General features: G+C 69.0%; 26 protein-coding genes. 15 read left to right on the forward strand and 11 right to left on the reverse strand.

Annotation, left to right across the window (positions count from 1 at the left end; translation table 11 throughout):
- The first annotated feature begins 249 nt into the window (after window positions 1-249).
- Complete coding sequence (locus tag AB4Y74_RS15245; protein WP_441799906.1) at window positions 250-2037, forward strand: DUF2207 domain-containing protein; 1788 nt, start codon at window positions 250-252, stop codon at window positions 2035-2037.
- Between the two features lie 18 nt (window positions 2038-2055).
- Here AB4Y74_RS15245 and AB4Y74_RS15250 read toward each other — a convergent pair whose 3' ends face one another.
- The gene (locus AB4Y74_RS15250; protein WP_441799907.1) at window positions 2056-2685 is read right to left on the reverse strand and encodes a TetR/AcrR family transcriptional regulator; all 630 of its coding nucleotides are present in this window, start codon (window positions 2683-2685) and stop codon (window positions 2056-2058) included.
- A gap of 102 nt (window positions 2686-2787) precedes the next feature.
- Between AB4Y74_RS15250 and AB4Y74_RS15255 the strand changes: the two genes are divergently transcribed.
- From AB4Y74_RS15255 to AB4Y74_RS15265, 3 genes are all read left to right on the forward strand, one after another.
- Complete coding sequence (locus tag AB4Y74_RS15255) at window positions 2788-4293, forward strand: MFS transporter (RefSeq protein ID WP_441799908.1); 1506 nt, start codon at window positions 2788-2790, stop codon at window positions 4291-4293.
- Between the two features lie 261 nt (window positions 4294-4554).
- A complete protein-coding gene (locus AB4Y74_RS15260) occupies window positions 4555-5304 on the forward strand; it encodes a hypothetical protein (protein ID WP_441799909.1) in 750 nt (249 codons plus the stop codon).
- 2 nt (window positions 5305-5306) lie between these two features.
- On the forward strand, window positions 5307-5606 hold the full coding sequence (locus AB4Y74_RS15265) for a hypothetical protein (protein ID WP_441799910.1): 300 nt from the start codon (window positions 5307-5309) through the stop codon (window positions 5604-5606).
- A 102-nt stretch (window positions 5607-5708) separates the two neighbouring features.
- Here AB4Y74_RS15265 and rox read toward each other — a convergent pair whose 3' ends face one another.
- Complete coding sequence (gene rox, locus AB4Y74_RS15270; protein ID WP_441799911.1) at window positions 5709-7148, reverse strand: rifampin monooxygenase; 1440 nt, start codon at window positions 7146-7148, stop codon at window positions 5709-5711.
- A gap of 120 nt (window positions 7149-7268) precedes the next feature.
- Complete coding sequence (locus AB4Y74_RS15275; protein WP_441799912.1) at window positions 7269-7712, reverse strand: ester cyclase; 444 nt, start codon at window positions 7710-7712, stop codon at window positions 7269-7271.
- A 76-nt stretch (window positions 7713-7788) separates the two neighbouring features.
- Between AB4Y74_RS15275 and AB4Y74_RS15280 the strand changes: the two genes are divergently transcribed.
- Window positions 7789-8418 carry a TetR/AcrR family transcriptional regulator gene (locus AB4Y74_RS15280; protein WP_441799913.1) on the forward strand — a complete coding sequence of 210 codons (630 nt, stop codon included), beginning with the start codon at window positions 7789-7791 and terminating at the stop codon, window positions 8416-8418.
- Window positions 8419-8429: 11 nt separating this feature from the next.
- Here the strand turns inward: AB4Y74_RS15280 and AB4Y74_RS15285 are convergent, their stop codons facing one another.
- The 5 genes from AB4Y74_RS15285 to AB4Y74_RS15305 all read right to left on the reverse strand — a co-directional run bounded on the left by AB4Y74_RS15285 (window position 8430) and on the right by AB4Y74_RS15305 (window position 11798).
- Window positions 8430-8822: a hypothetical protein gene (locus tag AB4Y74_RS15285; RefSeq protein WP_441799914.1), complete on the reverse strand. Its 393-nt coding sequence runs from the start codon at window positions 8820-8822 to the stop codon at window positions 8430-8432.
- Between the two features lie 147 nt (window positions 8823-8969).
- Window positions 8970-9728, reverse strand: a complete 759-nt coding sequence (locus AB4Y74_RS15290; protein ID WP_441799915.1) for an SDR family oxidoreductase — start codon at window positions 9726-9728, stop codon at window positions 8970-8972.
- A gap of 250 nt (window positions 9729-9978) precedes the next feature.
- The gene (locus AB4Y74_RS15295; RefSeq protein WP_441799916.1) at window positions 9979-10761 is read right to left on the reverse strand and encodes an RES domain-containing protein; all 783 of its coding nucleotides are present in this window, start codon (window positions 10759-10761) and stop codon (window positions 9979-9981) included.
- Window positions 10758-11342, reverse strand: a complete 585-nt coding sequence (locus AB4Y74_RS15300; RefSeq protein WP_441799917.1) for a hypothetical protein — start codon at window positions 11340-11342, stop codon at window positions 10758-10760. The genes AB4Y74_RS15295 and AB4Y74_RS15300 overlap by 4 nt, the downstream gene beginning before the upstream one ends.
- A 15-nt stretch (window positions 11343-11357) precedes the next feature.
- The gene (locus AB4Y74_RS15305) at window positions 11358-11798 is read right to left on the reverse strand and encodes a hypothetical protein (RefSeq protein WP_441799918.1); all 441 of its coding nucleotides are present in this window, start codon (window positions 11796-11798) and stop codon (window positions 11358-11360) included.
- 298 nt (window positions 11799-12096) lie between these two features.
- Here AB4Y74_RS15305 and AB4Y74_RS15310 point away from each other — a divergent pair, with 298 nt between their 5' ends.
- The 7 genes from AB4Y74_RS15310 (at window position 12097) to AB4Y74_RS15340 (ending at window position 20028) form a co-directional block, all read left to right on the forward strand.
- A complete protein-coding gene (locus tag AB4Y74_RS15310) occupies window positions 12097-13515 on the forward strand; it encodes a DHA2 family efflux MFS transporter permease subunit (protein WP_441799919.1) in 1419 nt (472 codons plus the stop codon).
- Between the two features lie 88 nt (window positions 13516-13603).
- Window positions 13604-14365: an SDR family oxidoreductase gene (locus tag AB4Y74_RS15315; protein WP_441799920.1), complete on the forward strand. Its 762-nt coding sequence runs from the start codon at window positions 13604-13606 to the stop codon at window positions 14363-14365.
- 10 nt (window positions 14366-14375) lie between these two features.
- Complete coding sequence (locus AB4Y74_RS15320) at window positions 14376-15269, forward strand: RNA polymerase sigma-70 factor (RefSeq protein WP_441799921.1); 894 nt, start codon at window positions 14376-14378, stop codon at window positions 15267-15269.
- 97 nt (window positions 15270-15366) lie between these two features.
- The gene (locus AB4Y74_RS15325; protein WP_441799922.1) at window positions 15367-16701 is read left to right on the forward strand and encodes an NAD(P)/FAD-dependent oxidoreductase; all 1335 of its coding nucleotides are present in this window, start codon (window positions 15367-15369) and stop codon (window positions 16699-16701) included.
- 29 nt (window positions 16702-16730) lie between these two features.
- Window positions 16731-18353 carry a cytochrome bc1 complex cytochrome b subunit gene (qcrB, locus tag AB4Y74_RS15330; RefSeq protein ID WP_441799923.1) on the forward strand — a complete coding sequence of 541 codons (1623 nt, stop codon included), beginning with the start codon at window positions 16731-16733 and terminating at the stop codon, window positions 18351-18353.
- Window positions 18343-18708: a hypothetical protein gene (locus AB4Y74_RS15335; protein ID WP_441799924.1), complete on the forward strand. Its 366-nt coding sequence runs from the start codon at window positions 18343-18345 to the stop codon at window positions 18706-18708. The genes qcrB and AB4Y74_RS15335 overlap by 11 nt, the downstream gene beginning before the upstream one ends.
- 318 nt (window positions 18709-19026) lie before the next feature.
- Window positions 19027-20028 (forward strand): TerC family protein, encoded by a 1002-nt coding sequence (locus AB4Y74_RS15340; protein WP_441800463.1) that lies wholly within the window; start codon window positions 19027-19029, stop codon window positions 20026-20028.
- Here the strand turns inward: AB4Y74_RS15340 and AB4Y74_RS15345 are convergent.
- The gene (locus AB4Y74_RS15345) at window positions 20000-21334 is read right to left on the reverse strand and encodes a low temperature requirement protein A (protein ID WP_441799925.1); all 1335 of its coding nucleotides are present in this window, start codon (window positions 21332-21334) and stop codon (window positions 20000-20002) included. The two genes, AB4Y74_RS15340 and AB4Y74_RS15345, sit on opposite strands and share 29 nt — an antisense overlap.
- A gap of 64 nt (window positions 21335-21398) precedes the next feature.
- Window positions 21399-22274 carry a LysR family transcriptional regulator gene (locus tag AB4Y74_RS15350; RefSeq protein WP_441799926.1) on the reverse strand — a complete coding sequence of 292 codons (876 nt, stop codon included), beginning with the start codon at window positions 22272-22274 and terminating at the stop codon, window positions 21399-21401.
- Between the two features lie 78 nt (window positions 22275-22352).
- On the opposite strand from AB4Y74_RS15350, the gene AB4Y74_RS15355 reads away from it, so the two are divergent.
- The gene (locus tag AB4Y74_RS15355; RefSeq protein ID WP_441799927.1) at window positions 22353-23576 is read left to right on the forward strand and encodes an MFS transporter; all 1224 of its coding nucleotides are present in this window, start codon (window positions 22353-22355) and stop codon (window positions 23574-23576) included.
- 51 nt (window positions 23577-23627) lie between these two features.
- Window positions 23628-24332, forward strand: coding sequence for an SDR family oxidoreductase (locus AB4Y74_RS15360; protein WP_441799928.1), 705 nt, complete (start codon window positions 23628-23630; stop codon window positions 24330-24332).
- A gap of 113 nt (window positions 24333-24445) precedes the next feature.
- On the opposite strand, the gene AB4Y74_RS15365 is transcribed toward AB4Y74_RS15360, so the two are convergent.
- Window positions 24446-24571: a hypothetical protein gene (locus tag AB4Y74_RS15365; protein WP_441799929.1), complete on the reverse strand. Its 126-nt coding sequence runs from the start codon at window positions 24569-24571 to the stop codon at window positions 24446-24448.
- A 121-nt stretch (window positions 24572-24692) separates the two neighbouring features.
- On the opposite strand from AB4Y74_RS15365, the gene AB4Y74_RS15370 reads away from it, so the two are divergent.
- On the forward strand, window positions 24693-25982 hold the full coding sequence (locus tag AB4Y74_RS15370) for an APC family permease (protein ID WP_441799930.1): 1290 nt from the start codon (window positions 24693-24695) through the stop codon (window positions 25980-25982).
- The last annotated feature ends 12 nt before the right edge of the window (window positions 25983-25994 follow it).

Below are 25994 nucleotides of genomic sequence, written 5' to 3' on the forward strand. Positions count from 1 at the left end.
CGTCCATCATGGACTGACGGCCGCGCGCTGGGCACTCCCCGCTCCCATCCGATCCGGCACCCTCCGTGTCAGGATGAAGTGCATGCTGCCGGGAGGGCCGGCAGCCGAGCGAACCGTCCGGCTGGGCGGAGGACGGCGGCGCAGGTGGGAGTCCGGAAACGAACCCCGCAGTGGTACGGCCGAGCCGGAAGGCTCATCGCGGCCGCCGTCGCCGTGACCTTGTGCGGGCTGATTGCGACGGCGGGAGCCGTGAGCGCCACTGCTGCGCCCGCTCCCGCCGACCCCGCGGCCCGCGCGCAGACGGGAGCGTTGGCTCCTACCGGCGTCGACGACTTCTCATTCGCGAGCTTCGACGGCGACTATCGACTCGGACGCGATGCGGAGGGGCATTCGACGCTCACCACGGTCGAGACGTTGGTGGCCCGCTTTCCCGAGACCGACCAGAACCACGGCATCAGGCGCGAACTGGTCGAGGACTACGACGGCCACCCGACCGACCTGAAGGTCGTCTCGGTGACCGACCAGAGCGGCGTCCCGCGACCCTACAGCAGCGAATCCGACGGCGGGATCCTGTCGTTGACGATCGCGGCGAAAGACTACGTGCACGGCGACCAGACGTACGTCATCACCTACCGGCAGACGAACGTCACACGCTCCTTCGCCGACACCGGCGACGACGAGTTCTACTGGGACACGAACGGCACGGCCTGGGCGCAGCCCTTCGACCGCGTGACAGCCGCCGTTCATCTCGGCGCGGGCTTGGCAGGAGCCCTTCAGGGCACGGCGTCCGCGTATCGCGGCGCGCAGGGCTCCACACAGGCGGCCACCGTCGAACGCACCGACGACGGGTACCGCTTCCGTGCCGACCAGCTCGGCCCGCGGGAGAACGTCACGTTCGCGATCGGCTTCGCTCCCGGTACCTTCATCGCGCGCGCCGACGGACTGTTCGACACCGGATGGGGGTTCGCGTCGATCGTCGGGCTCCTGCTCTGCGTTCTGGCGCTGATCGCCGCGATCGTCGTGCGCGTGCGGTTGCTGCGCGATGCCCCGGGGCGCGGCACGATCATCCCCGAATACGTCCCGCCGACGGAGGGGCTGCTTCTCGCGGCGGACCTGACCGGTCGCAGCAAGAAGGCGGTTCCCGCGCAGACGCTCGACCTCGCCGTGTCGGGCAGGGTCCGCGTCCTCCAGACCGAGGGATTCTTCGGCCGATCCTCATACACGCTGGAGTTCGTCTCCACGGAGGCGTCCGGCCGCCAGGCGCTGAACGAACCGCATCCGACGACCGATGAGCTGCAGTTCTTGCGCGCTCTGTTCGGCGACGCGCTCATCCCGGGCAGCACCCTGGAGCTCGGCTCGTCCAACTCCCGGGTCGCGCGCGCCGTCTCCGCGTTGCTCAAGCGGGTGCACACGGATGCCACCAGGTTCGGGTACCGCACCGCGGGCCCCCGAGGAGCGGTGCGTACGGTTTTCTTCACCGCCTTGGGCGCTACTCTGCTGGCCGCTGTCAGCGCGGTGCTCTGCCTCGTCGGCGTCTACGGAGGGGCGGTGCCCGTAGCGATCCTCCTCAGCTCGGTCCTGCTCTTCATCGCCACCGCCGTCCTCCTGTCGCGCTCGCCGCTCACCGGCCGCGGCACGGCCCTGCGCGAGTATGTGGACGGATTGCGGATGTACGTGGAGCTCGCCGAAGCCGACCGCATCCGCTACCTGCAATCGCCGCAGGGGGCCGAGCGGGTGTCCGTCGCCGTGAACGACCCGCGCGAGATGCTGAAGCTCACCGAGCGCCTGCTGCCGTGGGCCGTGCTGTTCGGCGAGGAGAAGAAGTGGCTGGCGGAGCTGGGGAGGTTCTACGAGGAGACCGGGCAGACGCCGACCTGGTACTCCGGCCAGACCGCCTTCAATGCAGCCGTTCTCTCGCACATGGTCAGCGGGATCTCGTCCAGCACGACCATCGCAAGCAGCTCGTCATCCGGCGGGACCGGCGGTGGCGGGTTCTCTGGTGGCGGAGGCGGCGGTGGAGGCGGCGGCGGGGTTTAGGTCGACCGACGCTGGCCGTCAGCGGGACGCGCTAGCTTTCAGCCCGACCGCCGGGAGCAGCACGCCGTCGATCAGCGACAGCAGGAACTCTCGGTCCACGGGCTTCTGGAGGATGAGCACGCGGTACGAGGTCATCGACGGCATGATCATCGCCAGTGTGTCGACGTCCGTGTCGGCGGCGATTTCGCCGCGGTCGATGGCACGGCGCATCAGCATGCGGTTCAGGGCGGCGCGGGGCTCGATGATCGCCGCGGTCACCGCCTCCACGAGTTCGGGGTTTCGGGCGAGCATGGAGGTGATCCCTGCCATGACCTGCAGCTTCTTCTCGCCGTCCTCGATCGTGTGCGGCCGGATCATGGCGACGAGGTCGCCGCGCAGGGTGCCGGTGTCCGGTACGTGTTCCAGGTCGATGTCGTTCTTCTTGAGGCAGGCGATGGCCTCCACGACCAGCTCGCTCTTGGAGGACCAGCGGCGGTAGACCGTGGCCTTGCCCGCTTGTGCGCGGGCCGCCACCATGTCCATCGTCATCCGGTCGTAGCCGGTCTCGGCCAGCACTTCGATGGCGGCATCCAGGATCTCCGCGTCCCGGGTGTGGTCGCGGCGGCGGCCGAGTTTTCGCGGGGCGTCGTCGGTATGGAGCTGCGTCATTGCGGCTTCTTCCTGTTCTGGCTGGTGCATCACATCCATTGTAAGGTTAATTTTGGAACTCAAGAGATCCGAAACTGGCAAGTTTCGTATATGCTTGCCGCCATGTCGCAGACTTCCTCCCTCCCCGCAGTCGTTCCCGAGGCGCCCGGCACGCCCGCTGCCCGCTCGCACCGGTGGTGGACGCTCGTCACCGTCGCCCTGGCGCAGCTCATGGTCGTGCTCGACTCGACCGTCGTCAACATCGCCCTGCCGTCCGCCCAGCAGGACCTCGGCTTCTCCAACGCCGACAGGCAGTGGATCGTCACCGCCTACTCGCTGGCGTTCGGCAGTCTGCTGCTGCTCGGCGGTCGGCTGTCCGACCTGATCGGCCGCAAACGAGCCTTCATCATCGGCCTCATCGGCTTCGCCGGGGCCTCGGCGCTGGGCGGGGCCGCCGGTACGTTCGGGATGCTCGTCGGCGCCCGGGCGCTGCAGGGCGCGTTCGGCGCACTCCTCGCCCCGACCGCGCTGGCAGTGCTGACCACGACGTTCACCATTCCCAAGGAACGCGCCCGCGCGTTCGGCATCTTCGGTGCCATCGCCGGTGCGGGCGGGGCGGTCGGCCTCCTCCTCGGCGGAGTGCTCACCGAGCAGTTCAACTGGCGTTGGAACCTCTACGTCAACGTCTTCATCGCCATCATCGGGATCGTCGGCGCCGCATTCTTCGTGGCCTCGACTCCGCGCACCGGACCGCGTCCCCAGCTCGACATTCCCGGGACGATACTCGTCTCAGGCGCCCTGTTCTCACTGGTCTACGGCTTCTCGAACGCCGAGAGCGACGGCTGGGATTCGCCGTCCTGCTGGGGCTTCCTCATCGCGTCCGGCCTGCTCCTGATCGCCTTCGTGCTCTGGCAGCGCCGCGCCGCACATCCTCTGCTTCCGCTGCCGATCGTGCTGCACCGCAACCGCGCAGCCTCCTACATCTCCATCCTCATCGCCGGTGCCGGGATGTTCGGGATCTTCCTCTTCGTCACCTACTACTTGCAGGCGACGCTGAAGTTCACACCCATTCAGACCGGGCTGGCGTTCCTGCCGATGATCATCATGCTGGTGGCGGCGGCGCAGCTCTCCACCAACCTGACGCTGCCCCGGTTCGGGCCGAAGGTGATGGTGCCGATCGGGATGGTGATCGCAGGGTCCGGGATGGTGTACCTGACCCACCTCGGCGTCACCGCGAACTATGCAGCCGACGTCCTCCCTCCGCTGATGATCCTCGGCTTCGGCATGGGCTCGATCATGCCTGCCGCGATCCAGACCGCCACGTTGGGTGTCGACCGGCACTTCGCCGGGGTGGCCTCGGCCCTCGTGAACACCAGCCAGCAGGTGGGAGGCTCGATCGGAACGGCCCTCCTCAACACGCTGGCGGCCACAGCGGCCGTGGACTACGTCGCCTCCCACCTGCCTCCGACCGCAGAGGTCGCACGCGAGGCGGCCGTCCACAGCTACGCGACCGCGTACTGGTGGGGCGCCGCGTTCTTCGCCTTCGGTGCCGTGCTCTCCGCTCTGCTGTACCGCCGGCGCACGGCACCCGCAGCGGCCGCTCAGGTTGCAGCCGCTCCAGCGCAGTGACCTTCAGCTGACCCGGCCCGAGCCATACCCCTGCGTCAGCTGCACCCCCACCCCTTTCCAGCGCGGAGAGGAGTGGGGGTGCTTTTTGCGTGCACAACCGAACACCGTGGCGGATGTCGCGTCACGACTCGACGGGTGCGTCGTCTTCATGGGTAACGGGGTATTTCCCTGTACGGTCGCGAACCGGACCGCCCCTTCCGAACTTCGGGTGAGGGACACGAGGATCGCGCGTTCAAAGACGAACGAAGATGGAAGATTCACATGAACCGACTGACGAAGGTGGCGTCGGCAAGCAGCATTGCGGTGGGCCTGATCCTTGGGAGCGGAATCACCGCGGCAAATGCGGAGGAGGCACCCGACTCGGCTGAGGCGGTGTTCACTGAGTTCGTGGACGCCCTGAAAGTCGATGCCAAGACCGATGCCGCGCTAACCGAGCAGTTTGACGACCTGCCGCCCGCCGAGCAGGAGCGGGTGGCAGACGCAATCGAGGCGAATCCGCTGTCCGTTATGGAGTTCGACGCCGGTGCGCCGACCCTGACCGCGGGGACCGGGACCACTGCACAGCCGGCGCTGGCACACAACGTTGCCAGCTCGATCAAGTCGGCGGCGCATCACAACATCGCCACCACTAAGCGGGCCTCCGCACGAAATGCCGCCAGCGGGCTGCACATCCAGACCGCCGCGGCTGCGCCTCGGTACACGGCAACCTATCCGGTGAACGCAAGCCTGTTTGGGATCACAACGGGCACGTTCAACATGCGCTACGTCTTCGAGGCCACGTCGACCAACGTCACCCGTAACCTGGAGTGCACGGGCTGGTTCACCGGGGTAGCCGGAGTCTGGAACATCAGCACCAGCCAAAGCAACTACGTCTCCGGCGGCCAGGGCACATGCGCGGTCAAGTACAACATGTCGCTTGCCTTCAAAGGCTCTTTCTTCAGCGCCAACAAGCAGCAGCAGCTTGTCTACAAGGGCACCAAGCTCACCAGCGCGAGCCTGAAGAACATCTAGCGATGACCAACCCCGCCATGACCCGAAACCACCCCGCCATGACCGACCGGGGGTTACTTGCCACCTCCGTCGTAGTCAGCATCCTGGCTCCAATCGTGTGGCCTGCGCTCATCGGTGCGGTTGTCCTCTTGGTCTGGGCCTCGGTGCGGTTGGCCCGGCAACGGCCCCGTTCGGTGGCGATGCTCACCACCGCAATTGTCCTGCTTGGCCTGTCAATCGTTGTCGCGGTGGCACTCGGGGCGGCTACCTCTGCAACATTTGACAACACGGGCGACGGGAAGGTGACCCTCATCCCGGGGTGACCCGCCCCCGTCCGGCCCCCGGTTCGAACCACTCATTCCCTTTCGAGCCGGTTCGGCCCGAAGGTCATGGTTCCGATCGGGATGCTGATCGCCGCGTCGTGCCTACTCCGTGGCGGCCCCGAACCACCGGCGCAGCCGAGCGCGCAGGTCCCCCTGGTCGGCCCCGATCCATGCGATGTGCCCGTCCGGGCGCAGCAGCAGGGCGGGGCCGCCCAGGTCGGCATCCAGGCTTGCCACGGAGTCGACGCGGTCCGCCCATCCCGCAACCGTGAGTGTGCCGGTCGAATCGAGCAGGAGCCCCCGGCCGTCGCGCATCCGCTCGTACAGGCGACCCTCGGACAGCGGAAAGTCCCGCATCCGGCGCCCCAGCAGCGCTGGACCGTCGCCGAAGTCGTAGCGGACGCCCGTCCCCGCGATCTTTTCCGCGAGGAACCTCGCGACGTCCTCGAACTCGATCAGCTCGGTCAGCAGGCGCCGAACTGCCTGCGGGCCAGGCTCCGGCGAGATCAGCTCGCTCTGCGCGCGGGTGATCGTCAGCACCTGCTCCGCTGCCGGGTGCCGCTCGCTGAAGTACGTGTCCAGTAGGTCCTCCGGCGCCCAGCCGTCGATCTGGGCGGCGAGCTTCCAGCCCAGGTTGAACGCGTCCTGGATGCCGAGGTTGAGTCCCTGGCCGCCGAGCGGGGGATGGACGTGCGCGGCATCACCGGCGATCAGCACGCGACCGACGCGATAGCGCTCAGCCAGCCGGGTGGCGTCGGTGAAGCGCGACAGGGACCGCGGCGAATGGATGCCGAAGTCGGTTCCCGCATAGGCGCGCAACTGCGTCCGGAACTCGTCCAGCGTGGGCGGCGCCGTGCGGTCCTCCGACACGGATGCCGCCGGGACGACCGCGCGGAAGATCCCGTCGCCGGTGGGCCCGATTCCGAAACCGAGATGCGTCTTGCGGACCTCCTCCGACACCGCGGCGACTTCCTCCGCCGAAGCGGTCGCCTCCACCTCACCGAGAATCCACTCGGTGGTGGCAGGCTGCCCCGGGAAGTCGATACCCAGCGTGCGGCGGACCACGCTGCGACCCCCGTCGCAGCCGACCAGCCAGCGCGACCGAACGCGCGAACCGTCGGCCAGCTCGACTACTACCCCGTCGTCATCCTGCTCGAACCCGGTGACCTCCTGGCCCCGGCGGATCTCCGCACCGAGCTCCGCGGCGCGGTCGGCCAGCAGGCGGTCGGTGATGGGCTGCGGGATTCCGAGCGTGTAGCCGTGCGCCGTGTCGAGCGTCACCGGATGCGGGCTCACGATGCCGGCGAAGCTGCCGATGCCGGGATGTCGCGTGCCCTGCTCGAGGAAACGGTCGAGCAGCCCGCGCTGGTCCATGATCTCCAGGCTGCGTGCGTGCAGCCCGAGCGAACGGACGAGCCGGGTCGGCTCGGCGTCGCGCTCCAGCACCAGCACATCCACCCCGTGCAGCCGCAGTTCGCTCGCCAGCATCATCCCCGTCGGGCCGCCGCCGATGATGACCACGTCGAATGCATCCGAACCCATTGAGCCCCCTTCCGACCGGGTTGATTCCGGCCGCGACCAGCAATTCTGGTTGATGAGGGGGCCCTTGCGGCAAGTCCCCCCGCCTCCGGTATCCTGGAAATGCGGGAAGAGCCGAGGCGCCTACTCGTGACTCGGCACGGGCATGCGACCCGTTCGCACCAACAGCTCGAAGCGGTCGGGCACACCCCAGTGCTCCACGATCCGGCCATCCACCACCCGGGCGATGTCGATGACCGTGAAGCGCACCGGGAGACCGCTGGGCGGCCCGAGGAATGGACCGGTGTTGGTCCCCTCCGCCTCCGCACGCACCCAGATGATGTCGTCGTGCTCCGCCCAATCCTCGACCGAGAACCGCAGGTCCGGCATGGCCGCGTGAACGTCCTGGATCCCCTTCTTGACCTTGGCGATGGCGTCAGAGCCCGTGCCGGACAGCCCGAACTGGTGCTCGATCAGGTCGGGAGAGCAGAGTTCGTCCACCACCGCAGTGCGCCCGGTGGCGAACCCTTCGACCAGCATGCGCTCGATGACGCGGAGAGCGGTCGGCTTGGCTTCTGTGTTGAGCATGAAAACTCCTTCGTTGCATTCTCGCTGCTTTCAATGCAGTGGTACTGCATTGAGTGCACTGACTAGTATCGATCGTGTGAACGCCGACGTCAAGACCGGATCGACCTACCGACAGGAGCGAGCCCTCCAGACGCGCGTCCGCATCGCGGAAGCGGCCCAGTCGCTCTTCGCCCGCGACGGCTACGCCGTGACGAGCATCGAGGCGATCGCGAGGGAGGCGGGAGTCGGCACCCGCACGGTCTACGCCGCCTTCGGCGCCAAGCGCGAGATCCTGAACCAGATCTGCGAACGCTGGCTCGAGCGGGCGCGTGCGCGGGAGCTGGCCCGCGAGACGCTGGAGCTGCCGGACGCGATCTCGCGCGTGCGCGGCGCCGCCCACTGGCTGACCGTTCTGTACTCGACGGACTTCGATGTGGTCCGCATCCTCGACTCCGCCCTCGACGAGGACGCACCCACCCGGGCGCTGCTGCACTCGAAGCTCCGCGGCCGCAACCGGGTGATGGACAGCCTCATCGCCTCCGTCGAGCAGGAACTCGTCGTGCCGCTGGCCGAGGCGCAAGCGGTCTACCGGGCCTTCGCCGCGAGCGGGGTCTACCTGGAACTGGTCGTGAACTCGGGATGGACGCCCGCCCGCTTCCAGGGCTGGCTCGAATCGACGCTGACGACCCAACTCCTCGGGACAGGCTCCGACACGCTCACGCCCTGAGGACCGCCCCGCTACACAGCGTTTCCACGCCGGAGAGCCACCGGGTTCAGGCGTACCCACACCACGCTGACGAGTCTCCCAGTGAGGTCGACGGCGATGGATGCGGTGGTGCGCCCATCCTTCGACAGCAGCAGACCTGGGCTGCCGTTAACCGGCCGTTCACTGACCTGCAGGCCACGCTGGGCGCCGAGGCCGTGCGCGAGCAGGAGGGATGCATCTTCCACCCCGTGCACCACACGCACCGTCGCCCGGTCGGGCTCGCCCGCGTCCACCACCACCGAGACGTCCGGGTCGAGCAGGGCACGAAGCCGCCGGAGGTCGCGGGCCGATGCTGCGGCACGGAGTTCGCCGACGGTGCGGCGGCGGTGCGGGAGGAGCGACGGCAGCCAGGCTGTCGTGGACATGACGTCTCCTTCAGTCCGAAGGGATGAAAAAGGGTCCGGCGGCGGATGGGACCAGCCGTGGTCTGCTTGGCGACTCCCCCGGGGATGGGGACGCCTGAAACCCGGTGCTTCCGCTCTTACCTCACGGCTCGGCCGGACCGGTCGGGATCACCGCGTAACGGTGACCTGCGCATCCAACCACTGGTCGAATGTCGTCGGGAAGACCTCGGCGTCGGGGCCGGGGAGGAGCTCACGGTCGGTGAGGTGCGCGCCGAAGTAGCGGGCATCGCGGTCGGCGACGACCGTCCGGGTGTCACCGCGCGCGACGAGTCCTCGTGCGATCAGCTCGGTGAGGAGGAACTCCTCCGGACCGCTCACCTCGAGCACCGCGCCCAGCGGGGTGCCGGCAGCCGTGCGTGCGACGGCCGTAGCCACATCCTCAGCAGCGGTCGGCTTGATCTGCACGGGAGCCAGCCGCACGGTGTCGCCGTCGGTCGCGGCGTCGGCGATGGACTTCACGAACTCGAAGAACTGTGTCGCGTGCACCAGTGAGAAGGGGATGCCCGACTCGCGGATCAGCAGCTCCTGCGCGACCTTGGCGCGCATGTAGCCGCTGTCGGTCATCCGCTCGGTGCCGACGACCGACAGTGCGACGTGGTGCCGCACCCCGGCCGTGCGCTCGGCGGCGAGCAGCGTGTTGGTGGACGCCGTGAAGAAGTCCATGACGGCCTTGTCCTCGAATGATGGCGAGTTCGAGACGTCGACGACCACGTCCGCACCGGCGAGCGCCTCATCCACCCCCTCGCCCGTCAGCGTGTTGACTCCCGAGTTGGGTGAGGCGGCGACCGCCTCATGCCCGTGGGCTGCCAGCTTGGTGACCACTTTCGAACCGATCAGGCCGGTCCCGCCAATGACGACGATCTTCATGTCCCGTGTCTCCTCAGGCTTGCGTTGCGACGGCCACGCGCTGCGGCCGGTCACTAGCTATGACCGGATGGGATGGCGGGATGTGACAGCCCACCATCGCGGACAGCGGACAAGCAGCCAGCGGACAGCGGACAGCGGACAGCGGACAGCGGACAGCGGACAGCATCTGCCGCCCGAGAGACCGTTCCTTTGCCGGGGGAAGCCATGACCTCGACCCCATCGGCGTCCGACGACACTGCCACCCGAGCACTCAACGAGAGTCGATGTGATGGAACTGCAGCGCACGCTTGAAGTCGGCATCCGCCAGCTTGATCGGCTCTCCGTTGTCGACGATCACTGGCTCAGCTGACAGCCCAGCGTCGATCGCCCGCATCCAGAACGCCCACGAGGTTCCCTCGGCCTCGCCAGGGCGTCCGTACTTGGAGGTGAACTGGATCCCGAGCGGCTGGGTGCCGTCGTCGAGGGTGGCTTCCTCGCGGAGCCACGTCGCGATGCGCGTCGTGAGCCGCCTGTCGTTGGAGGTGACCTCTGACACAGTCAGCGTCCCGTTGATGCCGCGCTTCAAGAGGTCGTCTTCCAGCCCGGCTGAGATCGCCGAGAGCGTGTCGCTGCTCATCACGTCCACGAACCAGCCGTCGGGGAACGTCAGCTGATACATCCGCCGGCCGTCCCGCCAGATCGTCGGGAGCCAGCCTGGCTGCATGTTCCCTGCCTTCAGCCAGTCGGCCTCGACCAGGTCGCGAGCCCGCTTGGGGGAGATCCCGAAGAGTTCAGCCGTCTTGCGAATGGCGCGATCGCGGCCGGCGGCCTCCTCGTGCGCCCACGCCAACGCTTCGATGTACGCGGTGCCCGCACTATCGGATGCGTAGACGGTGCGGCCGGGTGTGTCCCAGCGGTTCCAGGCTCGTCTCTTCGAGTCCTCTCGTATGGGTGGATTCATCGGCCCGTAGGACGATTTCGCGATCCGGTAGACGGGCACCGTTGGGCTCGCCACCAGGCGCAGCCCGGTGGCTGGATCGACCCGGGCCGTCACCCGAGGAAGCCATCCTCGACCATCGCCTTCGCGGCGGCCGCGGCCTCCTTGAAGCGGTTCTCGCGGATCGCGTCGACTGGGGTGTCGTAGTCCAGGAGCGGGTTCGAGCCGATGAACCACATCCGCGCCACGTGCTCGCCCTCGGAAGCCGTGATCGCTAGCCACTGTGTGTGCGCGAACTGAAGCCGGCGTACGGCGTCGATCTTCGGCTCTGGGCCGTCAGCACGCGCCCACTTGTAGCTGATCTTCGGGTCCTTGCTGCCCGCCAGAGAAGCAACCAGGGTCGCGCCAAGCGCGGAGTTCAGGCGCCGCGTGATCTCGCGGATGCCGATCTTCGCGGATGCCGAGTGAGCGTTGCGAGTCGTTGTCGCCATGTTCATCACAACCACCTCCTTCAGCACACTAACACCGAACCCCGTGGAATCATAGTGAAAATCTGCTACTTCATCCCCGGCAAAGCGACTTTTAAATCCACCCAATAACCACTGACAATGTCGATGGAAGAACCCCTTCGTGGTCGACCCCATGAAACGCTTTGCGAGTTGGTCCGGGTGCCGGAACCCGAAGGCCCGGACCCGCACCTACCTAGCCCTCACTCAGCGATACAGGACGAACTGATAGTTTGCCCAAGACACCGCGGTGTTCAAATCAGCAGCGGCAGCGTTGGGGTACGTGAGCCGGCCCGTGCAGGTGTAGACCACGTTGTAGCCGCCAGGGACGGCTGCTGTGCTCACGTCGTGGCACGAACTCGCGCTATTCGAGTTGTAGGCCATCCAGGTTGCATTGCTTAGCGCGTCGCCGGGAGTGTTGCCCACGCCCTTGTAGTAGGACCTCGTCGGCAGATTGTTATCCAACCATCCGTCCAACGTTTCGGAACACAGGATCGTAGCGAGGTACCCGCCTGGGGTCTCACCCACGGAGAGCGTTTGACAGTCGGACCCGGCAGCGCTGGCCGGGGCCGCAGTCACGAAGCCCACACCCAAAATGATGCCTACGGCCGCTGCAGCTCCAGTGATCATTCGAACAATTTTCTTCATGGTTCCTCCTTGGACCATTGGCGCACGAAACTCTTTCGGCGGGAGGACGCAGAAACCATCTGATCGAAACCACGCCCTCGCCTTAGACGACGCGGTTCACCCCCAAAACATGACGCCAAGTGAACGTTTTGTCCCGCGACTGGCTCCGGCGGGTCGGGACAATCGTGGTCGGGACTCGGGCCCTCAGCCCTTAAATGCGCGAGCCTGGCTCAGCTGCCGTCGCTGTCACAAACGGGTGCGGCGTTCGGTCAGAGTCGGAGTCGGGGTTTCCCGGCACTTCGACGGACGGATGCACCCCATGACCAGATGGCTCAGCACACAGCAGCGCACGGTACTCACGGTCGCCGTGCTGGCGACCTTCATCGCCTTCCTCGATGGGAGCGTCGTCACCGTCGCCCTCCCGGCGATCGGGCGAGAGCTGGGTGGCGGACTCGCCGCGCAGCAGTGGGTGGTGGACGCGTACCTGCTGACCCTCGGCTCGGTCATCCTGCTTGCCGGATCGCTCTCCGACCTGTTCGGCCGGAAGCGTGTGCTCTTCTGGGGTCTGGTCGGCTTCGCGGTGGCCTCGGCGCTGTGCGCGCTCGCACCGACCGCCGGCGTGCTCATCGTCGCGCGCGGGCTGCAGGGTGTCGCCGGGGCGCTCCTCGTCCCGAGTTCGCTCGCACTCATCCTGAGCACCTTCTCCGGCGCGCAACAGGCCAGGGCCATCGGCACGTGGACGGCCATCACATCCGTTGCCAGCATTGCTGGACCGGTGCTCGGCGGCGTCCTCGTGGACACGCTCTCGTGGCGGTGGGTGTTCGGCATCAACCTCCTGCCGATCGCCGTCACCCTGCTGCTCCTACGCGGCCTCCCGGCCGACGCTCCCCGCTCCACCGGAGCCCGGGTGGACTGGTTCGGCGCAGCACTCGGCGTGATCGGACTCGGGCTGCCGGTGTTCGCGCTGATCGAGCATCCCCGATTCGGATGGGGATCCCCGCTCATCGCGGGATCGCTCGCCCTCGGCCTGGTCGGGCTCGTCGGGTTCGTGCTGTGGGAGCGCCGCTCGGCGCACCCGATGCTGCCACTGGCGATCTTCCGTGCACGCGACTTCTCGGTGGGGAACGTCGCGACCGCCTTCATCTATGGCGGCGTAGCCGTCGGGACCTTCGCGCTCTCGCTGTTCCTCCAGCAGGGCGCGGGGTACAGCGCGACCCTCGCCGGGTTCGCGATGGTGCCGTCGAGCATCCTCCTGATCGCGCTCTCGGCACTCTTCGGGCGTCTCAGCGGGCGGGTTGGCGCGCGCGTCATGATGACCGTCGGCCCGCTCGTGGCGGCCGGCGGGTTCGCCCTCATGCTTCGGATCACCAGCCAAGCGGACTACGTGACGGAGGTGCTCCCTGCCGTCGTCATCTTCGGGCTCGGGATGTCGATCACGGTCGCTCCGCTCACCGCGACGATCCTCGGCGCCGTCGATTCCGCGCGCTCCGGAATCGCGTCCGCGGTGAACAACGCGGTGTCGCGCGTCGCCGGACTCGTCGCAGTCGCGCTCGCGGGATCCGCCGGTGGCGCCATGTCTGCCGTGGCCGGGTTCCACGAGCTGGCGGCCGCAGCGGCCATCGCCATCGCGATCGGTGCGATCGTCTCGGGCATCGGCATCCGGAACCCGCGACCCGCCAACACCGACGCGTCGCCCTCGGGGACCGCGGCCGCCCCGCATCGCTCGCTGCTGCGCTGACTCGGGGGCGCCCTGTCACATCCGGAACGCCTATCCGGTCATAGTCGGTGAGCCCTCGGATCGACCGACGGGCGGAATGGAGAACGACATGAGGATCGTCGTCATCGGCGGCACCGGCCTGATCGGCCGACGCGTGGTGGAACTGCTCAAGAAGCGCGGGCACGACGCGGTCGCCGCATCCCCCTCCACCGGTGTGGACACGGTCACCGGGAGCGGCCTGGCCGAGGCACTGCAGGGCGCGGATGTGGTGGTCGACACCCCGAACGCGCCGTCATTCGAGGACGGCCCGGTGCTGGAGTTCTTCGAACGGTCGACCGCCAACCTGGTCGCCGCCGAGAAGGAGGCAGGGGTCGGCCACCACGTCGTCCTCTCGATCGTCGGGACCGACCGGTTGCCCGACATCGGGTACATGCGCGCGAAGGTCGCGCAGGAGCGCATCGTCGACGAGAGCGGCATCCCGTTCACCATCGTTCGGGCGACGCAGTTCTTCGAGTTCATCGGTGCGCTGGCCGACGGATCGACCCAGGGCGACAGGACCGTGCTGTCGGATGTGCTCATGCAGCCGATCGCGGCGGCCGACGTCTCGGCCGCGCTCGCGGAGGTCGCGGCGGCGACCCCGGGCAACGAGATCATCGAGGTGGCCGGGCCGGAGCCGCTGCGACTGGACGATCTCGCACGCCGCCTGCTGGCCGCCCGCGGCGACGCCCGGACTGTCGTGACCGACCCCGCCGCCGGATACTTCGGCGGCACGGTCGACGACCGCTCACTGGTCCCCGGCAACGATCCGGCGATCACCGACCACCGCCTCGGGAGCATTTCCTACTCCCGCTGGCTGGAGAGCGCTCGCTAGCATTTCGACCATGCTCGGGGAGACAGCGCAGACGGACGACCTGAACGCCGCAGCGGAAACGTTCGCGGCGGTTCGACCACGCCTGTTCGGCATCGCCTACCGGATGCTCGGCACGGTGGCCGACGCCGAGGACATCGTCCAGGACACCTGGGAGCGCTGGCAGAACGCCGACCGGAGCGCAGTGCGCGAGCCGGCGGCGTTCCTGGCGACGACGACGACCCGGCTGGCGATCAACCTCGCGCAGTCGGCGCGCGTGCGGCGCGAGACGTACGTCGGGCCGTGGCTGCCCGAGCCGGTGGACACGAGCGCCGACCCCCTGCTGGGTGCGGAGCGGGGGGAGGCGCTCGAGTTCGCCGTGCTCGTGCTGCTGGAGAAGCTGACCCCGACGGAACGCGCCGCCTACGTGCTGCGGGAGGCGTTCGACTACCCGTACGCGCAGATCGCGGAGATCATCCAGGGGTCGGAGGCGTCGGCGCGGCAGCTGGTGAGCCGAGCCAGGAAGCACCTCGCGGAGGAACGGCAGGTGCGCGAGGTCGACCACCAGGAGCAGCGCCGGATGCTGGAGGCCTTCCTCCAGGCGGCGAAGTCCGGCGACATCGAGGAGCTCGAGCGGATCTTCGCCGACGACATCGTCAGCTACGCCGACGGTGGCGGCCTGGCACGCGCCTCGCGCATCCCCGTCTTCACGCGCGAGACGGTCGCCAAGTACCTGCACGCGTTCCACAGCCGGTTCTGGGAGGGGACGGTCCGCATCGTGGAGGCCAACGGCGCTCCTGCGGCGGTGCTCGTCCGGGACGGCGCCGTGGTCGCGTTCGTCACCCTGGACGTCACTGCGGACGGCATCCGCCGCCTGCAGTGGGTGCTCAACCCGGAGAAGCTGGAACGGCTGCCCGTCCCCGCCTGACCGCATCCCGAAATCGCGCAGCCCCGGATGTCACAAATCGGGGGGCTGTCCTGTCATAGCTGGTGAAGGCATCAGCAGCGCGAGACAGGAGTCAGCAATGCGCAGGATCCTGGTGGTGGGCGGCGGCTACGCCGGTTTCTACACCGCATGGAAGCTGGAGAAGAAGCTCCGGCGGGACGAGGCCGAGATCGTCGTGATCGATCCGCGGCCGTACATGACCTACCAGCCGTTCCTCCCCGAGGTGGCAGCGGGGTCGATCGAGGCGCGGCACGCGGCGATCCCGCTGCGCAGCCACCTGAAGCGCGCGCGTCTCATCCACGCCTCGGTGACGCGCATCGACCACGCGTCGAAGAGGGTGTCGGTGCTCCCGAAGGACGGCGAGCCGTTCGACCTCGGCTACGACATCCTCGTCGTCACCGCGGGCGCCGTGACCCGAACGTTCCCCATCTCGGGGATCACCGAGAATGCGATCGGGATGAAGCACGTGGAGGAGGCGGTCGCCATCCGCGACCGCTTGCTCGAAGCCTTCGACCGGGCGTCCGTGCTCCCGCCGGGACCGGAGCGCAGTCGGCTGCTGACGGTCGCCTTCGTGGGCGGCGGTTTCTCGGGCGTCGAAGGGTTCGGCGAGCTGCTGTCGCTGGCCACGGCCTTGCTGAAGTCGTACCCCGAGCTGCGGTTCTCGGATCTGTCGTTCCACCTCGTGGAGGCGCGCGACCGCATCCTGCCCGAAGTCACCGACGGGCCGGGACGCTGGGTGGTGCGGGCGCTGGAGCAGCGCGGGGCGCGCATCCACCTCGGTGCTCAGCTGGTGTCGGCGGAGGGCGGCCATCTGGTGCTCTCCACCGGCGACGAGTTCGACGCGCACACGATCGTCTGGACGGCCGGCAACGGCGCCAATCCGGTGGTCGCCAACCACACCGACCTGCCGCTGACGGCGCGCGGCTCGGTGATGGTGCGTGCGGACCTCCGGGTCGGAACGCCGGAGCAGGTGGTCCCGGATGCGTGGGCCGCCGGCGACGACGCCGCGGTTCCCGACCTGGCGTCGCCCATCGAGGGGGCGGTGACCGTGCCGAACGCGCAGCACGCAGTCCGGCAGGCGAAGCGGCTCGCCAAGAACATCGTGGCGACGCTGCGCGGCGAGCAGCCGAAGGACTACGTTCACCACAGTCTCGGTGTCGTGGCGACCCTGGGCCTCGGGAAAGGGATCTTCCAGTGGCGCGGCATCGTGATCACCGGATTTCTGGCATGGGTGATGCACCGCGGCTACCACGTGCTTGCCATCCCGACCTGGGAGCGCAAGGTGCGGGTGCTGCTGATCTGGGCGAGCGCCGTGGTGTTCGGCCGCGACATCGTCTCGCTGCTCTCGGTGCAGCATCCGCGCCGCGCGTTCGTCGGCGGCGGGGCACCGGACGAGCTCGCCGGGAGGGTCTGATGCCCGTCGACCGGAGGGTCCGCCCCTCGATGACCGTGCGTGCGTCGCGACTCGTCGCCGGCACCTCCGTCGGCCGCCGTACCACCGCCCTGCGCGACGAGCTCAGGATGCGGCGAGCGCCGCTGCACTGGACGAATCTCTTCGGTGTCGTCGCGTTCGCGTGCGTGGTCGTGCTGTTCGTGACGGGCTTCATCCTGATGTTCGCGTACACGCCGTCGAGCGAACGGGTGACCTACAGCGGACCCTACGTGCCGCTGGCGGGCGCGGAGATGTCCAAGGCCCTGCAGTCGACCCTGGCGATCTCGTTCGAATTGCCCGGCGGTCTGCTGATGCGCCAGGCGCACCACTGGGCGGCGCTGCTGCTCCCGGCCGCGCTCATCCTGCAGCTCGCCGTCACCTTCTTCACCGGGGCCTTCCGCCGGCCGCGGCGCCTCTCCTGGCTGCTGCTGTTCGGGTTGCTGCTGACCGCGCTGGTCGGGGGCTGGAGCGGCTACGCCCTCCCCGACGACATGCTCTCGGGCACCGGGCTACGGATCGTCGAGGGGATCGTGCTCGGCATCCCGGTGATCGGGACATGGCTGTCCGCTCTGCTGTTCGGCGGCGAGTTCCCGGGGCGGATCATCGAGAACCTCTACCCGATCCATGTCGCCGTCGTCCCCGCGCTGCTCGTGGTGCTGATCGCGCTGCGGGCGCGGACTGCGTACGTCAACAAGCCTGCGCAGTTCGCCGGGCCGGGGCGGAGCGAGGACGTGATCGTCGGCGTCCCCGTCTGGCCGAACCTCGCCGTTCGCGTCGGTGGCCTGTTCGCCATCGTGACAGGCGGACTCCTGCTCGTCGCCGCTACCGTCACGATCAGCCCGATCTGGCTGTACGGGCCATCCTCCCCTGGCAACGCCTCCGCCGGCAGCCAGCCCGACTGGTACACGGGGTTCCTCGACGGCGCGCTGCGGCTCGTCCCGCCCGGGTGGGAGGTGGAGTGGCTGGGCCGCACCTGGACGTTGGCGATCCTCGTCCCGCTCGCCGTCGTCGGCCTGTATCTCCTCGCGGTCGCGGTCTACCCGTTCGTGGAGGAGTGGGTGACCGGCGATCACCGCGACCACCACATCCTGGACCGACCGCGCAACGAGCCGACCCGCACGGGGCTCGGCGTCGCCGCCCTCGTGTTCTACGCCGCGCTCTGGGGAGCCGGCAGCGCGGACCTCGTCGCGACCCACTTCCACCTCACGGTCGAGTCGGTCGTCGCCGCCTACCAGGCGCTCGTGGTGCTCGGCCCGATCGTCGCCTTCTGGCTGACCCGCCGGGTGTGCCTCGCCCTGCAGAAGCGCGACCGCGACATCCTGCTGCACGGGTACGAGACCGGGCGGATCGTCCGGCTGCCCGGCGGTGAGTACGCCGAGGTGCACGGGCGTGTGGATGCGGAGGAGCGGTACCGCCTCGCCGGTCCGGTCGCAGCACACGGCGTCGACGTGCATCCCGACGAGAGCGGGCGGCTGGGGCTCGCGCAACGACTGCGCGGGGTGCTGTCCCGCGCCTACTTCGAGGACCGGCTGGAACCCGTGGATCAGGTCGACGGCGTGAGCGGCGACGGTGGAGGACGAACCGATGAGGCCATCACACGGGGCGAGGCGACGCAGCGGGCGGGTGCGGCCTGACGGCGGCGGTGCCGCGCTCCCCCGGGCGTTCCGCGACGCCTACCGCACCGACGACCCCGTGGCGCTTGCGCGACTGCTCGGCCCCGACGTCTGCGTCGTCGTCGACACCGGCGGCGTCGCCGGGGCGGCGCACGGACCGGCAAGCGGGATCACCGCGGCGTTGACCCTGCTCCGTGTCGCCCTCGGGGCACCGATGACGTTGCGCCTGCAGGTCCGCTCTATCAACGGCCGGCCGGGACTGCTGGCCTCCCGCGACGGCCGCCTGGTCGCCGTCATCGCCCTCGACGGACGGGCGACAGCGGTCCGCCACGTCTGGGTGGTCACGAACCCCGAGAAGCTGTCGACCTGGGGCTAGCCTCGTCATCGCTGCCGAAGGAGTTCCGGCGTCGAATCTCCTTCGATGAGCAGTCCTGCGGGAGATTCGAACGGGATTCGGCCGAATCTCCGCGCCGCGGCCGACCGAAGCAAGCCGGCGAGTGCAACAGGAGGATGCTCACAGAACCCTGCCAGGCGGTCCGCCGCTAGGCTGGGTGCATCAAGGGGAGTACTCCCGCCTGCAGTGAGTCCGTCAGTACGGATGCGCCATCGCATCCCGGACCGCTGGTCCCGCAGTCTTCCGGCCGGGGCGGAGGAGACCTTGGCGAGTCGCAACGCCTATCCCCTTGGAGTCCCGGTGCAGGTCACCCCGCTCATCTGGATCATCACGATCGCTGTCACGATCGCGTTCTTCGTCTACGAGTTCTTCGCTCACGTGCGCAAGCCGCACGAGCCGACCATCGGCGAGTCCGCGCGGTGGTCGGCCTTCTACATCGGTCTGGCGCTGCTGTTCGGCGTGGGCATCGGCATCGTCTCCGGCTGGACCTACGGCGGCGAGTACTTCGCCGGCTACCTCACCGAGAAGGTGCTGTCGGTCGACAACCTCTTCGTCTTCCTCCTGCTGATGTCAGCCTTCGCGGTTCCCAAGGCGTACCAGCAGAAGGTGCTGATGATCGGCATCATCATCGCGCTGGTGCTCCGCGGCGCGTTCATCGCTGTCGGCGCGACGCTGATCGAGAACTACTCGTGGGTGTTCTACCTGTTCGGCGCGCTGCTGCTGTTCCTGGCGTGGCGGCAGGCGTTCGGCTCGCACGACTCCGACCCGTCCGACAACAGGGTGATGCGGTTCGTACGCCGCCACCTCCCGGTCACCGAGGAGTACCACCGCGACCGTTTGACCGTGAAGAAGGACGGCCGCCGCTTCGTCACGCCGATGTTGCTGACCATCATCGCGATCAGCCTGATCGACGTCGTTTTCGCGGTGGACTCGATCCCCGCCATCTACGGCCTGACCAGTGAGGCCTACATCGTCTTCACCGCGAACGCGTTCGCCCTGATGGGCCTCCGCCAGCTGTTCTTCCTGATCGGCGGACTGCTCGAGCGGCTGGTCTACCTGTCGCAGGGGCTCGCGGTCGTCCTCGGCTTCATCGGGGTCAAGCTCGTGTTCCACGCGCTGCACGTCAACGAGCTGCCGTTCCTCAACGGCGGTCACCCGGTCGAGTGGATCCCCGAGATCCCGACGTGGTTCTCGCTCGTCTTCATCGGGGCGACCATCGCCGTGGCGGCCGTCGCCAGCATCCGGAAGACGCGAAAGGATGCGCAGGCCGCCGTCACGACGGATCCGGTTCGACAGCACTGAGCGGCGAGGCGTCCAGGTCGTCGCGCCAAGCCCGGAGGGTGTGCCGGAACCCGACCAGCTCGTGGCCGACCACCTCGACAACCGCACCGAGCGCGACCAGGCCGACGACCACGCTCAACGCGGTCAACGTGCCCGGCTGCTCCAGGTCGATCGCCTCGCCGGGATGCGTCATCGCCCCCACCACGACCGCCGCCGCCAGCGGGGCGAGAGTGATCAGCAGGAGCGGGAGGTGCGTGAGGTCGAACGACCGCAGCAGCACGCTCCAGGTAAGGAAGATCAGCGCGATGGTGGTCGCCAGAGGCACGGCGAGGGCGAGCGCGACGCCCAGCAGTGACACGCCGCCGCTCTCCATGGCCATCGTGGTCAGGTGCAGTCCGGCCCCGATCGCCGTGATCGACCCGAACAGCGCGAGGTGCGCGTAACGCCACGGGAAGGCCCGCTCGGGGCGCCGTTCCAGGATGAGGCGCGACGGCACGAGGAAGTAGGTCCACCAGACGGCCGCCGCCGTGATCAGCCCTGAGGAGGCGATGAGCACCGCCTCCACCGACCAACCCGTCTTCTGGGTGAGCACGCCGACCGCGGACGTCGTCCCTGCGATGACCTCGCCGATCGTGATGATCGTGAGGAGGCTGAACCGCTCCGCGAGATGACCGGCGTTCCACGGCGAGAACCCGTACCAACGGGTCGCCAGCACCGGGGCGACCATCTCAAAGAAGGCGAGCACGACGAGCGCACCGACGGTGACGGCGACGGGCAGCGGGATGATCGCCGTCAGCAGCCAGCCGACCTGCGCGATCGAGATGATGACGACGTACGACACCGCATTCCGGCGGTGGTCCGGATCCTGCCGGGCCGCCCGCAGCCAGAGCAGGATCTGCGGGACGCGCATGATGATGTAGCCGAGGACCATGAGGAGGTTGTTCGGGCTTTCACCGTGCGCCGCCCGCTCGAAGCTGACAGGGAGTCCGTAGGTGAGCACGATCACACCGATCATCTGCACGATCGTCCCCAGACGGGAGACCAGGTCGTCGTTGTCGTAGGCCGAAGCGAACCACGTGAAGTTCAGCCACGCCCAGGAGACCGCCCAGATGGCGAACACGTAGGCGCCCAGCGCCGGCCAGATGTCGCCGTGAGCGAGCTGCTCGGCCAGCTGGTCGGAGGCGGCGGCGAAGGCGACCACGTACGTGAGGTCGTAGAGCAACTCGAGGGGCGTGGCGCTGCGCCCGCGCTCGCGGGGGTTGCGCCCGCCCATCGGTCGGATTCGGTGGCGCAGCTCCGACCTCAGGTGGTCCGTGATGTCCGTCATGCCGCCTCCTGCCCTTCCGGCGCCGAGTCTGACGCATCCGTGCCGGGCGGGGAAGGGTCGCGGGTCAGGCGCCGCCGATGCGCTCGGCGAGCAGCGTCAGCAACGCTTCCGCCGCCCGACCGGGACGCGCGCGGGCGATCGCGCTCAGCCGCCAGTCGACCGGCTCACGGAGCGGGCGGACGACGGCACCCGGAGCGGGGATGATCGTCAGCTCGGGCAGCGCGGCCACCCCGAGCCCCGACGACACGAAGCGCGGGATCTCGCCCAGGTCGGAGAGCTCGGTCGGGACCCGGCGCGTCAGCCCGAGGGCGGAGAACGCGCGGTCGAGGGTGACGCGGTTGCCGAAGCCGGGGCGCGCATCCACCCACGGCTCCCCCGCCAGGTCCGCGAGCGACACCGCCGTACGACCGGCGAGTGGATGCGCCTCCGGCAGCACCGCGAGGAACGGGGACTCCACGAGGGGGCGCGTCAGGAGGTCGGGCACCGCATCCGGAAGACCGTGGAACGCGATGTCGAGCCGTCCCTGGCGGACGTCCTCCACGAGCCCGGTGGACCCGCTCGGCGACGGGCCGAGGCGCAGGTCGACCCCCGGGTGCCTGCGATGGAACTCGCCCATGATGCCCGGTAGGTCGACCGTGGTGAGGTTGGTGAAGATGCCGACGCGTACGGTTCCGCGCAGCGGACCTCCGCGGTCGGCGAGCTCGCGCATCCGCTCGACGGCCTCCAGCGCCGCACGCGCTTCCGGCAGGACGGCCTCTCCGACGTCGGTCAGGCGCACGCCGTGCGCGTCCCTCTCGAACAGAGGCAGCCCGAGTTCCCGCTCCAGGCTCTGGATGCCGGCGGAGACCGTCGACTGCGCGGCGAAGACGCGCTCCGCGGCGCGGGTGAAGTTGCCCTCGGCCGCGACGGCTGCGAAGTATTCGAGCTGGCGCGTATCCACGGCGCAATCGTATCCTTCGATGCTCACCATCGGCTATTTCCGTTGGACTCGATGGTCGGAGGGGAGCATCCTTCAACCATGACCACCACGCTCGACACCCCCACCACCGACCGCCGTCCCTTCCGCCTCCGGCACGGAGCCGGCTTCTGGGTGATCGCGGCGGCGTTCCTCGCGGTGATGGCGTTCTCGACCATCCCGACGCCGCTGTACGCGCTGTATCAGGCGCGCGACGGCTTCCCGACCTGGGTCGTGACCGTCATCTTCGCCGCCTATGCGGTCGGTGTCATCGCGAGCCTGTTCTTCATCGGGCACCTCAGCGACTGGGCCGGAAGGCGCCGGATGGTGCTCATCGCGGTGCTGGTCGAGATCGTCTCCGCCGCGCTGTTCCTGGTCTGGAACGACGTTTCCGGGCTGATCGTCGCGCGCACGCTGTCCGGCATCGGGGTCGGCGCGCTCACCGCGAGCGCGACGGCTCACCTCAGCGAGTTGCGTGCAGTCGCCCGCCCGGAGGAAGGGCCGCGGCTCGCCGGAACCGTCTCCACCGTGGTCAACACGGGCGGCCTGGCGCTCGGCCCGCTCATCGGCGGCGCGTTCGCGCAGTTCCTCCCCACCCCGCTCCTGCTCCCGTACGCCGTGTTCCTGGTGATCCTGGCTCTGGCGGCGGTGGCGGTGGCGTTCGTGCCCGAGACGGTCGAGCGCGCGGAGGAGCGACCGGCCTACCGGCCGCAGCGGATCTCGCTGCCCGCCGAGGCGCGCGGCGCATTCTCCGCCGCCGCGGTCGCCGCATTCGCCGGCTTCGCGGTGTTCGGACTGTTCACATCCCTCGCCCCGAGCGTGCTGGCGGGGACGCTGCACCAGACGTCGCACCTGCTCGCCGGGGCCGTGCCCTTCGCGGTGTTCGCCGCGTCCGCCGTGTCGCAGATCGTATTCGTGCGGACGTCGACCCGCGGGCAGTTGATCCTGGCCCTGGTGCTCATGCTGCTGGGTCTGGCCGGTCTCGCGGTCAGCGTGCTGGTCGCGTCCCTCGCGGTGTTCGTGGTGAGCGGCGTGCTCGCCGGTGCGGGAGTCGGTCTGCAGTTCCGCTCGGCGATCGCCGTCACCGCCTCGCTCGCCGCGCCGGAACGCCGCGGCGAGGTACTGTCGGCCATCTTCCTCATCGCCTACATCGGTCTGGCGCTGCCGGTGCTCCTGGTCGGTGTCGCGCTGATCGTCTGGCCACTGGTCCCGGTGCTGGTGGTGTTCGTGACCGCGATCGCGGTGCTGTCGATCCCGGCAGGACTGAGGATGCTGCGCCGCGCCTGACCCTCAGGCGGCGCCGACCCGCCGCGGCCGGTGTCCGCGTAGGGTCGAGGCATGGCTCGCACCGACACGTCCCGCCCGATCGCTCTCGTCACCGGCGCCTCGCGCGGGATCGGCAAGGCGGTCGCGATCGAGCTGGGACGCACGCACCACATCCTGGTCGGAGGTCGGGATGCGGAAGCCGTGGACGCCGTGGTCGCCCAGCTGCCCTCCGCGGAACCGTATGTGGCCGACCTCGTCGCCGACCTGACCGGAAAGTCGCTGCCTGCGCTTCCGGAGCGGCTGGATGTCCTGGTCCACTCGGCCGGTGTGGAGGGCGGCGGCACGATCGAGGAGACGGATGCCGAGGTCTGGCGTCACGTCTTCGAGGTCAACGTCTTCGCGGTCGCGGCGCTGACCCGGCGCGCGCTTCCGGCGCTCCGGGCGGCGGAGGGCATCGTCGTGTCGATCAACAGCGGATCCGGGCTCGCCAGCGGCCCCGGCGGCGGGGTGTACGCCGGTTCGAAGTTCGCGCTGCGGGCGCTCACGGACGCGCTCCGCGAGGAGGAGCGCCCGAACGGTGTGCGCGTGTCGAGCATCCACCCCGGGCGTGTGGATACGGACATGCAGCGCGCGCTCGTCGCCCGCGAGGGCCACACCTACGACACCACGTATACGATCACGCCGGAGATGGTGGCCGCGACCGTTCGCACGGCCGTCGACCTCCCGCGCTCCGGCACCGTCGAGTCCCTGTCCATCCGCCCGCACCACCGCCGCTGACCCCCGCCCCACCGCCGAGTACGCGAAGACTGCACGCTTCATGACCTCGAAACGTGCAGTCTTCGCGTACTCGGTGGTGGGCGGTGGGCGGCTGGGGGCTAGGTGCTAGGGGATCAGTTGTCGGGGTCTTCGGGGCCGCCGCCCGAGGTGGTGTCCTCGCCGGATTCGGGGGCACTGCCGTCGGAGCCGGCGCCGTCGGGCAGCTCGTCCGCATCGGGGCGCTTGTTCTCGTCGCTCATCGCGTCATCCTTCCGTTGGGTCCTGCCGCGCGACGGTACCCCCGTCGATGCTCACAGTCCATCCGCCTGCCCGGCGACGACCCGGTGGCGTCACGCGGCTCGCGTACACTGCGAGCACCTTATGAGCACTGGATCCCCTTCCCCGTCGTTCGCCCCGCTGGCGCGGCGGCTGGGCCTGCGCGACGCGATCGCCATCGGGCTCGGCTCGATGATCGGCGCCGGCGTGTTCTCGGCCTTCGCACCGGCGGCCGGGGTCGCGGGCGCCGGGCTGCTGGCGGGACTCGTCGTCGCCGGTTTCATCGCGTTCTGCAATGCGACGTCGTCGGCGCAGCTCGCCGCCCAGTACCCGACGTCCGGCGGCACCTACGTGTACGGCAGGGAGCGTCTCGGGGAGTGGCCCGGGTTCGTCGCGGGATGGTCGTTCGTCGTCGGCAAGACGGCGAGTTCGGCGGCCATGGCGCTGACGTTCGCCACCTATGCGGTGCCGGGGCCCTGGGTGAAGCCGGTCGCCATCTTCGCGGTGGCCGCGCTGACCGTGGTGAACACTCTGGGCGTGACACGTACGGCCCTCCTGACGCGCATCCTCGTCGCCGTCTCCCTGGTCGCCCTGACCGTCGCCATCGTGATCGGGTTCACCCACACGGGGGCGACGGCCGCAGAGCCCGGTCCGCCCGTTTCGTTGTACGGCATCCTCCAGGCGGCCGGCTTCCTGTTCTTCGCCTTCGCCGGGTACGCCCGCATCGCGACCATGGGCGAGGAGGTCGTGGATCCGGCGCGCACCATCCCCCGCGCGATCACGACAGCGCTGGGAATCGTGCTCGTCGTGTACGCCCTGGTCGCGCTCTCCGCCCTGCACGCCATCGGCCCCGCTGGAATCGCGCAGGCGGCCGCGCCTCTGGGAGCGGTCGCGCAGACGAGCGGTACAGCGTGGCCGGGCGTGGTCATCCGCATCGGCGCCGCGGCCGCCGCCCTCGGCGCTCTGCTCGCCATGATCGCCGGGATCGGGCGCACCAGCCTGGCGATGGCGCGCACCCGCGACATCCCCGCGTGGTTCTCCGCTGTCCACCCGCGCTTCCGGGTGCCGTACCGGGCCGAACTGGTGCTCGGTCTGATCGTCTGCCTGCTCGTCGCAGTGACCGACCTGCGCGGCGCGATCGGATTCTCGTCGTTCGGCGTGCTGCTCTACTACCTGATCGCCAACGCGTCCGCCTGGACGCAGGACCGCGCGCACCGCCGCTACCCACGAGCACTGGCCGTCGCGGGCGCGGTCGGCTGTGTCATTCTCGTCGCCGCGCTCCCCGCCGGCTCGATCGTCGCCGGAGTGCTGGTCTTGGCGGTCGGGATCGGCTACCGTTTCGTCCGTCTGCGAGCATCCGGGCGCGCCAAGAGGTACGAGGACGAGGGATCATGACGGGAGCTGGGC

The organism is Leifsonia sp. RAF41, from assembly GCF_052114085.1.
GTDB lineage: Bacteria > Actinomycetota > Actinomycetes > Actinomycetales > Microbacteriaceae > Leifsonia.

Coding starts and splice junctions, on each gene's coding strand:
- AB4Y74_RS15370 (WP_441799930.1), top strand. CDS start 24,693: ATGAGCACTGGATCCCCTTCCCCGTCGTTCGCCCCGCTGGCGCGGCGG.
- AB4Y74_RS15275 (WP_441799912.1), bottom strand. CDS start 7,712: ATGCTCAACACAGAAGCCAAGCCGACCGCTCTCCGCGTCATCGAGCGC.
- AB4Y74_RS15360 (WP_441799928.1), top strand. CDS start 23,628: ATGGCTCGCACCGACACGTCCCGCCCGATCGCTCTCGTCACCGGCGCC.
- AB4Y74_RS15250 (WP_441799907.1), bottom strand. CDS start 2,685: ATGACGCAGCTCCATACCGACGACGCCCCGCGAAAACTCGGCCGCCGC.
- AB4Y74_RS15260 (WP_441799909.1), top strand. CDS start 4,555: ATGAACCGACTGACGAAGGTGGCGTCGGCAAGCAGCATTGCGGTGGGC.
- AB4Y74_RS15290 (WP_441799915.1), bottom strand. CDS start 9,728: ATGAAGATCGTCGTCATTGGCGGGACCGGCCTGATCGGTTCGAAAGTG.
- qcrB (WP_441799923.1), top strand. CDS start 16,731: ATGACCGTGCGTGCGTCGCGACTCGTCGCCGGCACCTCCGTCGGCCGC.
- AB4Y74_RS15325 (WP_441799922.1), top strand. CDS start 15,367: ATGCGCAGGATCCTGGTGGTGGGCGGCGGCTACGCCGGTTTCTACACC.
- AB4Y74_RS15285 (WP_441799914.1), bottom strand. CDS start 8,822: ATGTCCACGACAGCCTGGCTGCCGTCGCTCCTCCCGCACCGCCGCCGC.
- AB4Y74_RS15265 (WP_441799910.1), top strand. CDS start 5,307: ATGACCAACCCCGCCATGACCCGAAACCACCCCGCCATGACCGACCGG.
- AB4Y74_RS15305 (WP_441799918.1), bottom strand. CDS start 11,798: ATGAAGAAAATTGTTCGAATGATCACTGGAGCTGCAGCGGCCGTAGGC.
- rox (WP_441799911.1), bottom strand. CDS start 7,148: ATGGGTTCGGATGCATTCGACGTGGTCATCATCGGCGGCGGCCCGACG.
- AB4Y74_RS15365 (WP_441799929.1), bottom strand. CDS start 24,571: ATGAGCGACGAGAACAAGCGCCCCGATGCGGACGAGCTGCCCGACGGC.
- AB4Y74_RS15310 (WP_441799919.1), top strand. CDS start 12,097: ATGACCAGATGGCTCAGCACACAGCAGCGCACGGTACTCACGGTCGCC.
- AB4Y74_RS15355 (WP_441799927.1), top strand. CDS start 22,353: ATGACCACCACGCTCGACACCCCCACCACCGACCGCCGTCCCTTCCGC.
- AB4Y74_RS15345 (WP_441799925.1), bottom strand. CDS start 21,334: ATGACGGACATCACGGACCACCTGAGGTCGGAGCTGCGCCACCGAATC.
- AB4Y74_RS15315 (WP_441799920.1), top strand. CDS start 13,604: ATGAGGATCGTCGTCATCGGCGGCACCGGCCTGATCGGCCGACGCGTG.
- AB4Y74_RS15320 (WP_441799921.1), top strand. CDS start 14,376: ATGCTCGGGGAGACAGCGCAGACGGACGACCTGAACGCCGCAGCGGAA.
- AB4Y74_RS15255 (WP_441799908.1), top strand. CDS start 2,788: ATGTCGCAGACTTCCTCCCTCCCCGCAGTCGTTCCCGAGGCGCCCGGC.